At 70.0% G+C, this 13,730-nt stretch carries 14 protein-coding genes and 1 riboswitch; of the genes, 6 read left to right on the top strand and 8 right to left on the bottom strand.

The annotated features are described in order from the left end of the window. Positions 1-53: 53 nt before the first annotated feature. Complete coding sequence (hemG, locus tag GXK59_RS04075; RefSeq protein ID WP_160664587.1) at positions 54-1,544, bottom strand: protoporphyrinogen oxidase; 1,491 nt, start codon at positions 1,542-1,544, stop codon at positions 54-56. Positions 1,545-1,548: 4 nt separating this feature from the next. Next, positions 1,549-2,646 carry a uroporphyrinogen decarboxylase gene (hemE, locus tag GXK59_RS04070; RefSeq protein WP_160664585.1) on the bottom strand — a complete coding sequence of 366 codons (1,098 nt, stop codon included), beginning with the start codon at positions 2,644-2,646 and terminating at the stop codon, positions 1,549-1,551. Between the two features lie 171 nt (positions 2,647-2,817). Here hemE and GXK59_RS04065 point away from each other — a divergent pair, with 171 nt between their 5' ends. Both GXK59_RS04065 and GXK59_RS04060 read left to right on the top strand, forming a co-directional pair. Beyond that, positions 2,818-4,152 (top strand): glutamyl-tRNA reductase, encoded by a 1,335-nt coding sequence (locus tag GXK59_RS04065; protein WP_160664583.1) that lies wholly within the window; start codon positions 2,818-2,820, stop codon positions 4,150-4,152. A 434-nt stretch (positions 4,153-4,586) separates the two neighbouring features. After that, positions 4,587-6,209: an HNH endonuclease signature motif containing protein gene (locus GXK59_RS04060; RefSeq protein WP_160664581.1), complete on the top strand. Its 1,623-nt coding sequence runs from the start codon at positions 4,587-4,589 to the stop codon at positions 6,207-6,209. On the opposite strand, the gene GXK59_RS04055 is transcribed toward GXK59_RS04060, so the two are convergent. Both GXK59_RS04055 and moeB read right to left on the bottom strand, forming a co-directional pair. Further along, positions 6,206-7,216 carry an SDR family NAD(P)-dependent oxidoreductase gene (locus GXK59_RS04055; protein WP_160664579.1) on the bottom strand — a complete coding sequence of 337 codons (1,011 nt, stop codon included), beginning with the start codon at positions 7,214-7,216 and terminating at the stop codon, positions 6,206-6,208. The genes GXK59_RS04060 and GXK59_RS04055 overlap by 4 nt on opposite strands. A 41-nt stretch (positions 7,217-7,257) precedes the next feature. Beyond that, the gene (gene moeB, locus GXK59_RS04050; RefSeq protein ID WP_160664577.1) at positions 7,258-8,478 is read right to left on the bottom strand and encodes a molybdopterin-synthase adenylyltransferase MoeB; all 1,221 of its coding nucleotides are present in this window, start codon (positions 8,476-8,478) and stop codon (positions 7,258-7,260) included. Between the two features lie 84 nt (positions 8,479-8,562). Between moeB and GXK59_RS04045 the strand changes: the two genes are divergently transcribed. The 3 genes from GXK59_RS04045 to GXK59_RS04035 all read left to right on the top strand — a co-directional run bounded on the left by GXK59_RS04045 (position 8,563) and on the right by GXK59_RS04035 (position 9,878). Continuing rightward, positions 8,563-9,228, top strand: a complete 666-nt coding sequence (locus tag GXK59_RS04045) for a TetR/AcrR family transcriptional regulator (RefSeq protein WP_024367742.1) — start codon at positions 8,563-8,565, stop codon at positions 9,226-9,228. 53 nt (positions 9,229-9,281) lie between these two features. Further along, positions 9,282-9,506 carry a DUF3107 domain-containing protein gene (locus tag GXK59_RS04040; protein WP_024367741.1) on the top strand — a complete coding sequence of 75 codons (225 nt, stop codon included), beginning with the start codon at positions 9,282-9,284 and terminating at the stop codon, positions 9,504-9,506. 69 nt (positions 9,507-9,575) lie between these two features. Further along, entirely contained in the window at positions 9,576-9,878 is a 303-nt protein-coding gene (locus GXK59_RS04035) for a hypothetical protein (protein ID WP_160664575.1), read from the top strand. A gap of 132 nt (positions 9,879-10,010) precedes the next feature. Here GXK59_RS04035 and GXK59_RS04030 read toward each other — a convergent pair whose 3' ends face one another. The 4 genes from GXK59_RS04030 to GXK59_RS04015 form a co-directional block, all read right to left on the bottom strand. Continuing rightward, on the bottom strand, positions 10,011-10,340 hold the full coding sequence (locus tag GXK59_RS04030; RefSeq protein ID WP_160664573.1) for a 4a-hydroxytetrahydrobiopterin dehydratase: 330 nt from the start codon (positions 10,338-10,340) through the stop codon (positions 10,011-10,013). 15 nt (positions 10,341-10,355) lie between these two features. Then, positions 10,356-11,189 carry a thiazole synthase gene (locus GXK59_RS04025; RefSeq protein ID WP_272927704.1) on the bottom strand — a complete coding sequence of 278 codons (834 nt, stop codon included), beginning with the start codon at positions 11,187-11,189 and terminating at the stop codon, positions 10,356-10,358. Between the two features lie 5 nt (positions 11,190-11,194). Continuing rightward, entirely contained in the window at positions 11,195-11,431 is a 237-nt protein-coding gene (thiS, locus tag GXK59_RS04020) for a sulfur carrier protein ThiS (protein WP_160664571.1), read from the bottom strand. After that, positions 11,428-12,840 carry an FAD-dependent oxidoreductase gene (locus tag GXK59_RS04015; RefSeq protein ID WP_160664569.1) on the bottom strand — a complete coding sequence of 471 codons (1,413 nt, stop codon included), beginning with the start codon at positions 12,838-12,840 and terminating at the stop codon, positions 11,428-11,430. Before GXK59_RS04015 ends, thiS begins: the two co-directional genes overlap by 4 nt. Continuing rightward, positions 12,834-12,968, bottom strand: a riboswitch (TPP riboswitch). Its footprint overlaps the gene before it by 7 nt. Before the next feature lie 26 nt (positions 12,969-12,994). Between GXK59_RS04015 and GXK59_RS04010 the strand changes: the two genes are divergently transcribed. Continuing rightward, positions 12,995-13,726, top strand: coding sequence for a thiamine phosphate synthase (locus GXK59_RS04010; RefSeq protein ID WP_160664567.1), 732 nt, complete (start codon positions 12,995-12,997; stop codon positions 13,724-13,726). The last annotated feature ends 4 nt before the right edge of the window (positions 13,727-13,730 follow it).

The raw sequence follows: 13,730 nt of genomic DNA, 5'->3' as shown, positions 1-13,730 counted from the left end.
CCGGGTATCCGGCAGCGGTTTTGGCGCCCGGACGACAGGGGCTCCGGCGCAGCTCAGGAGAGCAGCTGCCGGACCTGTTTCGGCGTGTCGGCCACGATCGCCGCGAGGCCGTTGCCGGACAGCCAGCCGCCGACCACGGCCAGTGTGCCGTCCGCCGCGCAGATGCTGCGCACTTCCGCGACCCGGCGTTTATGCCCCAGCGAAGCGAACGGCAGTGCCCCGCCCCAGCGCACGACGTCCCAAGCCACCACATCCCTGGCGGTGATCGGGACGGAAAGCAGCGCGGTGGAGTCCTTGAGGGCAGCCTCGAACAGCTCCGCATCGGAGCGGGGCTCGGGCCGGTCCCTGGCTCCGTGCCGGGCGTCGCCCCGCCCGTAGGACAATCGGACAACGTGGGTGCCGGGGCCGGCTTTGTCTGCAAGCCACTCCCATTTGGCGGTGGCGTGGGTGAGTGCCTTGGCCTGGATTCCCGGGCTTTGCGGCGCGACCAGGACGCCGGTGCCGCGCGGTGCGGCGTCGAGCTGGGGCAGGTCCACCACGAGGGTGACCAGGCTGACGTCGGGTCCTGCCTCGGGGCGGCGGGCGGTGAGTTCTGGCAGGGCGCCGGCGAGGAGTCCGACGGCGGCCGGGCCTTCCACGGCGACCACCAGCAACCCGGCGTCGTGGGCGGTGCCGACGGAGGAGACCCGCCAGCCGCCGGCTGTGCGCTCCACGGTGTCGGCCTTGGTGCCGCGGAGCAGCGTCACGCCTTCGCGGCGCAGCTCGGCCAGCAGGGCGGTGATGAGGGTGTGCATCCCGCCGCGCAGTCCCGCGACGGCGGACCCGGCCTTCTGCAGCCCGGGCGGCGGGGCGCCGGGCGACAGTGCCGCGGTGGCCCCTCCCCCGCGGCGTTGAGCCGCGACGGCGGCGGCGAGGGAGCCGTGCTCCCGGATCCCGGCGCGCAGGCCCGGTGCCACCATGTCGATGTCGAGGACGTCCGGGTCTGCGGAGTGCACCCCGCCGACGACAGGTGCCACCAGCCGTTCGAGCACGCGCCGCCCCATTCGCGCACGGACCAGGGCTGAGACGCTCGTGGCGTCGGCCGTGGTCCCGAGGGTGGCAGGCAGGAGCTTGTCGAGCGAGGCCCGGAGCGAGCCGGGGAGGCCGAGAGAGCGGCGGACTTCCGGGTCCCAGGGGTTGGCGGGGATACCAAGGACTCCGGTGCGGGGAAGTTCACGCGGTCCGTCGGGCAACTGGACCCAGGCGCCTCCCGGCTCCGGTGCAACGATCTGCCCGGTGAGGTCCAGTTCGGCGGCGAGGTCCGCCACCGCGGAAGAACGGGTGGCGAAGGACTCGGCGCCGCTGTCCAGGGTCAGGCCGGCCACCACATGGCTGCCGACGCAGCCGCCCCACGCGCTGGAGGCCTCCAGGACAGTGGTGCGGACGCCGGCCCGGGCCAGCTCGCGGGCGGCGAGCAGGCCGGAAATTCCGCCGCCCACCACCACGGCGGTCTGCGCTGCGGGCTTCACAGCGGTCCCCGCAGCGCTGCTGCCGGCTGCCTGCATGTGCCTACTCCGGGGAAATCGAGTGGATCAGTTCGACAACGCGCGTCAGCACGGCCGGATCGGTGTCCGGCGGGACGCCGTGGCCCAGGTTCAGCACGTGGCCGGGGGCCGAGGCACCGGCCGCGATGACTTCACGGACGTGGGCTTCGAGCACTTCCCACGGCGCGGACAGCAGCGCCGGGTCGATGTTGCCCTGCAGCGGGACCGTGCCGCCCAGCCTGCGGTTGGCTTCGTCGAGCGGCAGGCGGTAGTCGACACCGACGACGTCGACACCGACGTCGCGCATGGCGACGAGCAGTTCCGAGGTGCCGGTGCCGAAGTGGATCAGCGGAGCACCGAGGTCCCGGACGTGGTCCAGGGCGCGCGCGGAGGCCGGGGCGACGAAGCGTTTGTAGTCCGCCAGGCCGAGTGAGCCGGCCCAGGAGTCGAAGAGCTGTCCGGCGGAGGCGCCGGCTTCCAGCTGGGCGCGGAGGAACATGCCGGAGGCATCAGCGGCCCACTTAGCCAGGGTGGTCCAGGTCTCCGGGTCGGCGTGCATCATGGTGCGCGGGCCGAGGTGGTCGCGGGACGGCTTCCCTTCAACCATGTATGCCGCGAGCGTGAACGGCGCACCGGCAAAGCCGATAAGCGGGGTCTTCCCCAGCTGGGCGACGGTGAGCCGGACGGCTTCGCGGATGGGCTCAAGGGCCTCCCAGGTCAGCTGGGGCAGGGCGGCAACATCGGCCGCGGTCCGGACCGGCTTGTCCAGCACGGGACCGACGCCGGGGACTATGTCCACGCCGACTCCCGCCAGCTTGAGCGGGATGACGATGTCGGAGAAGAAAATGGCGGCGTCGACATCGTGGCGGCGGACCGGCTGCAGCGTGATTTCGGAGGCCAGCTCGGGGCGCAGGCAGGAATCCAGCATGGCAACCCCCTCGCGCACCTTGAGGTACTCGGGCAGCGAGCGGCCGGCCTGGCGCATGAACCAGACCGGACGGCGGGAGGGCTTGCCGCCGCGGTAGGCGGTAATCAGCGGGGAATCCGCGGTGCGGCCGTCCATCAGCGGGTGCCCGGCGTCGAGGCCGGAGATTTCAGGAGTTGCCGCAGCGCGAGGAGTCATGCCTTCGATTGTGCCGAAAATCAGCCCCAAAAGATAACGACAGGTTGTCAACGACACTGGCACCGACCCGGGCGGCGGCCGCACGGTGGCGGGAATCACAGCCCGGCGTGTGCGGTCACACCCCCGGCTAGTTGTTCTACACGGGGACGAAAAAGCTATGATTGACCTGCTGTGGTTCTTTTTTCTCTGGTGGCGACCCACGCCGACATCGACCTCGAGACCGTTGCTCAACTGAGCACCGGTGCTTCAGAGCTCGCCACATCCGCCCTCGCCGGGTCGCCGGCCGTGGCGGGTGCCATTGTCCTTGCCACCTGCAACCGCTTCGAAATTTACGGTGAGGCGCCCCGCCCGGACGATGTCGAGAACGCCCGCGCGGCCCTCATCGCCCAGCTCAGCGGCTCCACCGGACTCAATGAACAGCTCGTTGCGCGTTCCTTCAGCACCCGCACCGGCGCGGACGTCACGCAGCATCTCTTCTCGGTCAGCTCCGGACTGGACTCCGCCGTCGTGGGCGAACGCGAAATCGCCGGACAGGTGCGCCGGGCGCTCATCACCGCCCAGCACGAAGGCACGGCCAGTTCCGGCCTCGTCCGGCTGTTCCAGGCGGCGTCGAAGACCGCCAAGGACGTCGGAGCCCAGACAGCCCTGGGCGCCCGCGGCCTCTCCGTGGTCTCCGTCGCCCTGGACCTCGCCACCGAGCTCTCCGAGGTCCCCGACTGGTCCGCCAAGAAGGTCGTGGTGTTCGGCACCGGCGCCTACGCCGGCGCCACCATGTCGCTGCTGCGTGAGCGCGGCTGCACGGATGTATCCGTCTACTCCTCGTCCGGCCGCGCCGTCGGCTTTGTCGCCACCCGCGGCGGAACCGCACTGGACGGCGACAGCCTCCCGGTGGCCGTCGCCGCCGCCGACGTCATGATCGGCTGCAGCGGCGCTGACACCCGCGTCGAGGCCGCGGAACTGGCCAGGGTCCGGGCGGCCTCGCCCCAGCCCCTGATCGCCATCGACCTGGCCCTCACCCACGATTTTGATCCCGCCGTTGGAGGACTCGACGGCGTCGAGCTGCTCACGCTGGAATCCGTCCGGCTGGCGGCTCCGCAGGAACAGGCCGAATCGCTGGCCCAGGCCAGCAGCATTGTGGCCGGTGCGGCCAGCGCCTTCGAGCAGGAACGCGAGGCCCGCTCGGTGGACTCGGCCATCGTCGCGTTGCGCCGGCACACCATGAACGTGCTGGACGCGGAAATGGAAAAGGTCCGGGCCCGCCACGGCTGCACCGCCGCGGCCGAGGAAGTCGAATTCGCGCTCCGCCGGATGGTCAAGCAGCTGCTCCACGTCCCCACGGTCCGGGCGCGTGAGCTCGCCGCCAACGGCCAGCAGGAAGACTACGTCGCCGCCCTCGAGGCGCTGTACGGCATCACGGTCGAACAGCCCGCGACTCCGGCCGGCGCCGAATGCCCGGTTGGACACCAGGAACGTCCGGCGCCGGACGGCGTGCGGGACACCGCTTAAGCCGCGCATTCCGCCGGACGGAAGCGTCCTGAAGGGCCCGGCGGCCGGGAACTGACCCAGGCATCTCCGGACGAAATTGCTGGTCTACTGGTCGAAGAGTACGGGTTTCCGGGCACCCTGCGAGGCGCACTCGTGGGCGCGATCCTTGACGGACGGACGACGGGAGCGATTTCTCTGGTCGTCCAATACAAGCTGGACGACGATCCCCTGCCCGTCGTCGGTGAACGCGGTGTGGTCGTTGACTCCCCAGGGTGGCCCGTCTGCATCACAGAAGTTGCCGAGGTTCGCGTTGTGCCCCTCGGCAAGGAATGCTGCGGCACCTTATGCCCCCGGCGTTCTTCGATTCTCGCCGGTGTCCCACCGTCATGCAAGGGGTGTCCCGCTGCCCTGCCGGGATCGTGAAAAGTGTCGGAGGTGCGCGCTAGTTTGGGTGTATGGAAAGCACGGACTGGAGTGCGGATGGCAGGGAGGCCCTGGCGGGCGTCGCGGTGTTGACTGCGGCGCTGGATTCCGTCACCGGGGCCGGCGCTGACGGCGGTGGTCCGTCCGGGGCCGGCGACGGCCGGGATGCTGGTCCGTTGGCGGACGATCCGTTGCGGGATCTTGCCGATGATTGCCTGGACGGCCTTGCCGAGGTCGCCCGGTGGGAGGCGCGGGCCGCGGCGTTGAAGGTGCGGCTGGGCGCGACCTATCTGCGGGCCACCGATGCCATGGCGGCACCGGCGATGGCACCGCACGACGCCAAGTGCCAGGAGATGGCGGTGACGGCTGAGGTCGCGTGTGTCCTGACCGTGGGCGAACGGGCCGCAGGGGCCTTCCTGTCCGACTGCCAGGCCCTCACGACGGCGTTGCCGCTGACCCTGGCCGCGCTGGCGGCCGGGAGGATTTCCTGGGCGCACGCCCGGATCATCGTCGACGAAACCAGCAGCCTGGACCCGGCCGGGGCGGCCGGGCTGGAAGCGCACTTCCTGGACCCGGCCGCACCGGACCCGGCCCGTGGCTGCCCGGCCGGGGAGCTCGTGGCGTCCCGGTTCCGGGCCAAGGCCCGCACCTGGCGCGAACGCCACCACCGGGACAGCATCGAGACACGCCACACCAAGAGCGCTGCGGACCGGCGGGTCGAGTACCGCCCGGACTCCGACGGGATGGCCTGGTTCTCCGCGTACCTGCCGGCCGATACCGCCGCGGGGATCTGGGACCGGACCACCGACGCCGGCCGGGCCCTCCAGGGCCCGGACGAGGTGCGGACCCTCACCCAGCTCCGCGCCGACATCGCCGCGACCTGGCTGCTCAGCAGCGGACTCGCCGACGGCGAAGTGGCAGGCGGGGGTGTGCCGTCGCCGCGGGCGCAGGTCCTGATCACCGTCCCCGTCCTGTCCCTGCTCGGCGCGGGTGAGGAACCGGCGGTCCTGGACGGGTACGGGCCGATCCCGCCCTCGATGGCCCGCCGCCTCATCGCCGAAGGCGCCGGCTCCTTCTACCGGGTCCTGGTGGACCCGCGGGACGGGGCGCCGCTGGAAATCGGCCGGTCCAGCTACCGGGTGCCGAAGGCAGTGCGGCAGTGGCTGCGGCTCCGCGACGGGAAGTGCCCCTTCCCGGGCTGCAACAACACGTCCCTGGACAACGACGCCGACCACCTCCTGGCCTGGGCCGACGGAGGCACCACCGGGATCTCCAACCTCGGCCAGCCCTGCCGCAAACACCACGGCCTGAAACACAACTCAGCCTGGACACCGGCCGGAGCCAGCAAAGACGCACCGCCCGGCTGGACCTCACCATCCGGAAGGCACTACCCCAGCGAACAGCAGGACTGGGAACCACCCCACTGGCCACAAGACACCCCTGCCCTGGATACGGCCACCGACGCAGACACACTCCTTGACCTGGGCCCGCCACCGGATCCCGGCCCTGATCCCGACGAGAAACTGCCGCCCGACCCCTTCCCGGACTGGCACCTCTTCACGGCAGGACACCCATGGCCCGCCACAGACCTGAACGACTCGAGGCATGCCGCTCAACTCGGTCATCCAGCCACGTCATTAGTGCACGGGCGCTAGCCGGCGAAGGCGTTGATTCCCGTCAGCTCAGCGGACAGCGTCCACAGCCTGGCGGCATCAGCGCGGTCCACCGCGTGGGCGTCAACGCCCCGGATCCGCGCCTCCGGCGAGCCCACTACGGTGGGCTCAGCGACGTCGCAGTCCTCGCAGTAGACGCCGCCCATTCCCGTGAGCGCCGGAGACGTCACCGCCCACACGGAAGTCGCCGCACCCTGGGCGGGGGTCTTGAACCGCGCGTCGACGTTGCCGGCCTCATCCATCCAGCCGGCGGCGATCATTTCTTCCCTGGGCAGGTGGCGCTGCAGTTCCGTCATGATCCCTCCCGGATGCACCGCGAAGGCGCGCACCCCGGAGTCCCTGCCGAGCGCGTCAAGCTGCACGGCGAACAACGAGTTGGCCGTCTTGGCCTGCCCGTACGCCCGCCATTTGTCATAGCCGGTCTCGAAGTTGATGTCCTCGAAGCGGATCGGCGAGAGCTTGTGCCCGGTGGAGGACAGCGACACGACCCGGGCCCCGGAACCGGCAGCCAGCGAGGGCCAGAGCAGGTTGGTGAGGGCAAAGTGACCCAGGTGGTTGGTGGCGAACTGCGACTCCCAGCCCGGACCCACACGGCGTTCGGGGCTGGCCATGATCGCGGCGTTGTTGATGAGGATGTCCAGGCTGCCGCTCCCGCCAAGGAAATCGGAAGCCAGGAAGCCGGCCGCAAACTCCTTGACACTGGACTGGTCGGCCAGGTCAAGCGCGGCGACGCTGACTTCTCCGGCGCCTGTCCCGGAGGGGACGCCGGCCTCCGCCAGTACCTCGCGGGCATGTTCCGGCCGCCGGGCCGGCACCACCACCGCGGCGCCCGCTGACGCCAGGGCCCGGACGGTTTCCAGGCCCAGTCCGGAGTAGCCGCCGGTGACGATGGCGGTCTTCCCGTGCAGGTCGATCCCGGCAACGACCTCAGCCGCCGTTGAGTCCCGCCCGAAACCGGAGCCGATTTTGTGCTGCGGGGTGACGCTCATGTCACTGGCCTTCCAGACGGGTTCATTTCACGCTACGACGGTCAGTAGACCGGTTTTCCGGGCTCTACGTCGCGCACCCAGGCCAGGATTCCGCCGTCGAGGTGGCTGACGCGCTCATAGCCGGCGGCCCGGGCAGCGGCGAGAACGGCCGCGGACCGGGTCCCGGCCTTGCAGTGGAACACGATGTCCATGTCCTGCGGCAGCTCCTGCCAGGCCTCGCCGGCCAGGATCCGGCCCTGCGGGATCAGCACCGCCCCGTCGATCCGGACGATCTCGTATTCCCCTGTCTCCCGCACATCCACCAGCTGGAAATCCTTGAGCCCGGCCGTCCGGGAGGCCAGCATGGTCGCCAGCTGCGTGGCGGTCACGGTATGTTCGGTGCCCGCGTCGGAGGCGGGGGTGATGCCGCAAAAAGCCTCGTAGTCGGTCAGTTCTGTGATCCGCTCCGCCTCGGGATCACGGGAGACCTTGATTTCGCGCCAAGACCCGCCCAGTGCGTCGAAGAGCGCCACCCGGCCCAAGAGGGAACGCCCGACGCCGGTGATGAGCTTGACGGCCTCCGTCACCATGAGCGAACCGACGGCGGCGCAGAGCATGCCGAACACGCCGCCCTCGCCGCAGGACGGCACGGAACCCGCGGGCGGCGCCTCGGGATACAGGTCCCGGTACGTGGGGCCGAACTGCTCCCAGAAGACGCTGACCTGCCCGTCGAAGCGGAAGATCGAACCCCAGATGTAGGGCTTGCCGAGGATCGCCGCGGCGTCATTAACGAGGTAGCGGGTGGCGAAGTTGTCGGCGCCGTCGAGGACGAGGTCGTAGCCGGCAAAGAGTTCCAGGGCGTTGGAGGCGTCAAGCCGGACATTGTGCAGCCGGACCTCCACGAGCGGATTCAGGGCGGCAATGGCGTCGCGGGCGGACTCGATCTTGGGCCGGCCCACATCCGCCACGCCGTGGATCACCTGGCGCTGAAGGTTGCTCAGGTCCACGGTGTCGTCGTCGACGATTCCCAGGGTGCCGACGCCCGCGGCGGCCAGATAGAGCAGCGCGGGCGAGCCCAGGCCGCCGGCGCCGATCACGAGGACCCTGGCGTTCTTCAGGCGGCGCTGACCGATTGCGCCGATTTCCGGAATGATCAGGTGCCGGGAGTAGCGTTCCACCTCGTCCGGGCTCAGGCCGTCGGCCGGTTCCACCAGCGGACCTGGCGTTCCGGATACCTTTTCCGTGCCTGCGGACGCTGCATTGGGAGTGAACTTGGAAGCCATACTTCAATCTATGCCCGAAGATGCCGTCAGGTCATATTACCGGCACGTAAAGTGGACGTAACAGCAAGCGAAAGAAGGCCGACAGTGGTTCATCAGGCACCGGTTGAGCGGGGTCATGCCGGAAAGTCACCGGACGTCCCGGCACGAAGCGGACAACGATCGGCGCGGCTTCCCCGCGATGAACGCCGGGCGCAGCTGCTGGCGGCCGCCCAGGAAGTCTTCGTTGCCAACGGCTACCACGGCGCCGCGATGGACGAAATCGCCGAGACCGCACACGTCAGCAAGCCCGTGCTGTACCAGCACTTCCCGTCCAAACGCGAGCTGTACCTGGCCCTGCTGGACAGCCAGCTGAGCAAACTGATCGGGCTGCTGCTGGGGGCCCTCAACTCAACGACGGACAACGATGAGCGAGTCCAGGCTGTCATGCGGGCCTACTTCCGCTTCATCGCCAGCGACGACCAGGCCCACCGCCTCGTCTTCGAGTCCGACCTCGTCAATGACGCCGACGTCAGCGCCCGGCTGGAAGCGTTCAACAAGACCTTCGCCGATGCCGTCGCCCGTGTCATCGCAGAGGACACCAAGCTGCCCGAGCTGGAGTCCCAGTTGCTGGGCCGCGGTCTCGCCGGAATGGCGCAGGTCAGCGCCCGGTACTGGCTCGAAACCGACGGCAATCTTGACCTCGATGTGGCGAGCGATCTGATCTACCGTTTAGCTTGGCGCGGAATCTCCCGCTTCCCCAAGGAAACCTAGACTACAAATAGAGATAACACCCAAAGAACTTTGATTGGCTGGGAGGCCTTGCAGTGGAAGTAAAGATCGGCATTCAGAACATCGGCCGCGAAATTGTCCTGGAATCGTCCCAGGAGGCCGACGCCGTGGCCAAGGTGGTCGGCGAGGCCATCGCGAAGGGCACGGAGCTGCGGCTAACGGACGAAAAAGGCCGCCAGATCATCATTCCCGCCAACGTCCTGGGCTATGTCGAAATCGGCGCCGAGGAAGTACGCCGCGTCGGTTTCGGCGCGCTCTAATCACCGTCCGCAGCTGTCCCTGGCGGCAGCGCTGCTGACCGGTCCCCCAGATCCGCAAGGAGTCCGAACATGCTTTCCCTGATTGTTGTTGCCCTGGCAACCGTGGCCGCGGGCTTTGTGGTGTGGGCCAATGACAAGCGGCACGCCAAATATGGCATCGCGGTGCCGGCAGGGGTGTCGCTCACGGTCGGGATGTTGAGCTGGATCATCTTCATCGCCGCAGGGCTGGGCTACCAGCCCGGACTGACCTGGATTCCGTGGGTGCTGCCCATCGTCCTCGGCGCGGCCGCCGCCGTCGCGGCCGTCCTGTACCTGGGCAGGAACCGCACCAGCCGCGACACAGCACGGCTGACCACCATCCTGCGCTACTGACAGCTTCCCCCGGCGGGCGCTGCATCCGTGACCACCACCCAGCCGGGTGCGTGGTCACGGTTCGTTAACGCCCCGGTCATTTAGGCCCCCGCCGCCGCCGCCGCTTCCTCCGGCACGTGACCGGACTCGGACCTACTGAGGCGGAGGTTCCGCGGTGGCGCCGATCCCGGCGGCTGCCGCACCGGCGGCTGCAGCGGCCGCGACGTCCCGCCGCGTGACCCTGTCCCCGGCGTCGTGCGAGCTGTACCGCAGGAAGACCCTCCGGTAGCGCCAGTCCAGGTCCGGGTGGTGGTTCTGCTCTTCCGCCAGGCGTCCGACGGCGGCGATCAGTTCCAGCGCTGCGGCGGCTGTCGGGGCTTTGCAGACCGTGACGAGTCCACCGGACCGGCATCTCCAGCCGGGCAGTTCCGCCAGGGCCTCGTCAATTTGGGCCTCGGTGAGGACATCATCTGCGGCTGCCATGGCAGGCTCCTTTGCCTAAAGGAATTCGGCCCGGCCCTCCATGGCCGAGGACGCCAGCGCGTGCTCCCGGCGCGGGATCCTGCCGGCCCTTTTTGCCAGCCTACCGGCGATCACCGCGTGCCTGAAGGCCTCCCCCATCAGCACCGGGTTCTGGGCCCGGGTCACGGCCGTGGCCAGCAGCACGGCGTCGCAGCCAAGTTCCATGGCCAGGGCCGCGTCGGAGGCCGTGCCGATCCCGGCGTCCAGGACCACGGGCACGGAAGCCCGCGAGACGATCAGTTCGATGTTGTGCGGATTCAGGATGCCCAGGCCGGTGCCGATCGGCGCGCCCAGGGGCATGACAGCAGCGGCGCCGAGGTTTTCCAGCCGCAGCGCCAGCACCGGGTCGTCGTTGGTGTACGCGAACACCTTGAACCCGCGGCCCACCAGCTGTTCGGTGGCGTCGACCAGTTCCACAGCGTCCGGCAGCAGGGTGTGCTCGTCCGCGATGACCTCGAGCTTGACCCAGTCCGTTTCGAGGGCTTCGCGGGCCAGTTCGGCCGTCAGCACGGCGTCCCTGGCGGTGAAACAGCCCGCCGTGTTGGGCAGCACCCGGATGTTGTGCTCCAGCAGCAGCTGAAACAGCGACCCGGACTCCGCCGGCGAATAGCGCCGCATCGCGACGGTGGTCAGTTCGGTGCCCGAGGCCAGCAGTGCAGCCCCCAGTCCGTCCAGGCTCGGGGCCCCGCCCGTGCCCATGATGAGCCGCGACCCCAGCTGCACGCCGTCCACCGTGAACGGATCCGCGGCGGCCGCTGACGCTCCGGGCACTGAGGCTCCGGGCGCCGCTGCCAGTGTGGTGTCCTCCATGCTGCTCATCCTCCCTGTACCGCCGTTACCAGCTCGATGTCGTCGCCGTCGGCGAGCGCGGTGCCGTGCCATTGGCTGCGCGGGACCACCTCGGCGTTGCGGGCCACGGCGACGCCGAGTTTGCCGCCGTCCTCAGACTGGCCGTTGGGGGCCAGGGTCCGCCCGGTGACCTGGCTGACGAGGGTGCTGACCGAGGCGCCGTCGGGGAGCCAGTGCCCGGTTCCGTTCAGGGTGATGTTCATACCGTTTCCTTGTTGTGCTCAGGGTTGGTGTTCCGGGTGTTGGTGTTCCGGGGGAATGTGGTGTGCGGACCGTCGGCAGCAGGTCCGGCGGACTGTGTGCCGGTGCTGAATCTGTCGGGCCGGAAGTGGGCCCAGCGGGGATCCGCGACGCCGTCCAGCAGTCCGCGGCAGATCTCTGCGGCGGCGGGCGTGAGCAGGATTCCGTGCCGGAAGAAGCCGGTGGCGATGATCAGGCCCGCGATGCCTGCCGAACTTCCCGGTTCCGCCACCCGGCCCAGCAGCGGCGCGTTGTCCGGGGTCCCCGGCCGGGCCCGGGCGGTGGCCTCGAGCAATTCCAGTTCGGCGACGGCGGGGACCAGCTGCTGCGCATCGCGCAGCAGCTGGTAGACGCCGCCGGCGGACACAGCGGCACCGGCCGGCGTGCCGGCTGTCGGGGCGGCCGGCGGGGCAGCGTCCCGGAGGTCTTCACCGAGGGCGTCCTCCCGCTGGGTGGCACCGATCACCACCGTGCCGTCCTGCCGGGGGACGATGTAGACGGGCACCCCGCGCACCAGTCCGCGCACCGTGGAGGTGAGCAGCGGGCGCAGTTTCTCCGGCACCCGGAGCCGGAGGATGTCACCGTGGACCGGCCGCAGCGGCAGCCGGAGCCCCGCCGGCAGTCCCTCAAGCGCGGCGGCGCCGAGGCCGTTGGCCACAATGGTTTCCGTGGCCCGGACAGAACCGCCGCCGGCGAGGCTGGCGCCAGCCACCCGCCCGTCCTCCCAGAGCAGCCCGGCAGCGCGCCGGGCGATGGTGTCGCAGCGGCCGTCCGCGGCCAGCAGTTCCCCGATCCGGGCGAGCAGACGGCGGGGGTCCACCTGGTGGTCGGCGGGAATGTCGAAGGCGCAGGAGATGCCCGGGCTCAGCAGGGGTTCACGGATGCGCGCCGCACGGACGATCAGCGGTTCGACGGCGAGGCCGGCAGCCTGCTGGACGGTGCGCAGGTCCGCGAGCGCCCGGCGGTCGGCGGCGTCGGCACCCACGGCGAGGGTCGGCGTCGTGAGGTATCCCGTCCCGGAGCCGCCGTCTCGCGGGTCTTCCGCGGCCGCACCGTCCAGTCCGGCGGCGAAGGCCGGCCAGAGCCGGGAGGATTCAAGCATGAGTTCCAGGAGGGCTTCCTCCTGGTAGTGGAGTTCACTCACCGGGGCAAGCATGCCCGCGGCGGCCCAGCTGGCGCCGCTCCCGGGGGCGTCGTCAATCAGGGCCACCGAACGGCCCGAGCGCCGCGCCGCCCAGGCGATCCCGTGGCCGACAACGCCGCCGCCAATCACAGCAACGTCGTAACATTTGGGGGTTTTGGTGTTATCCGCGGCGGCCGCGGCCGCCGCATCGGTGACTGAGGCCGTGGCTGGGACGAGTCTGCTGCCCATAAAAGGTTCCTTCCCTACGCCGGTACTAACCGGATCAGGTCAAGCGGTCGGCTCTGACGCCCTCTCAGCCTGCCGGTGCCGGACGCCAGGGGCGTGGACGGGCGCGGCAGGCTCCCGCGGTATTGGCCCAGTTTAGAGGAACTAGGCTGGAAGCATGAGCCAGGATGCCGTCCACACCACCGCCCGCCTTTACCTTTGCACCGACGCCCGCCGGGACCGCGGCGACTTTGCGGACTTCGTGGACGCTGCATTTGCCGGCGGCGTGGACATCATCCAGCTGCGCGACAAGACGCTGGAGGCTGCCGAGGAGCTGGAACTGCTGGAGGTCCTGCATCAGGCAGCCCACCGCCACGGCCGGCTGTGGGCCGTCAACGACCGGGCGGACCTCGCCTCGCTGTCCGGGGCTCCGGTGTTCCACATCGGGCAAAAGGACATCCCCCTCGGGGCGGCCCGGGACTTCCTCGGCAAGGACACCGTGATCGGTTTGTCCACCCACAGCCCGGAGCAGGTGGACGCAGCCATTGCCGCCGCCCCCGGCCGCAACGGCCTGGACTACTTCTGTGTCGGGCCGGTGTGGGCCACCCCCACGAAGCCGGGGCGAGCCGCCGTCGGACTCGAACTGGTGCGTTACGCGGCGGACGCGATCCGCCGGGCGGCACATAGCGCCGGGGGCAAGGTCGCGGGCAAGGTCGCGGGCAAGGTCGCGGGCAAGGTCGCGGGCGTGGTGCCCTGGTTCGCGATCGGCGGCATCGACCTTGGAAATGTGGAGCAGGTGGTGGCGGCGGGCGCACACAGGATCGTGGTGGTCCGCGCCATCACCGAGGCCGACGATCCCGCGGACGCCGCCCGGGCCCTGCTCGCCGCACTCGACGCCGCGGACAGCTGAGTCG

It is taken from the genome of Pseudarthrobacter sp. ATCC 49987 (genome assembly GCF_009928425.1).
GTDB lineage: Bacteria > Actinomycetota > Actinomycetes > Actinomycetales > Micrococcaceae > Arthrobacter.
The sequence above is the reverse complement of the archived record's forward strand: the minus strand, read 5'-3'. Positions and strand labels throughout refer to the sequence as shown.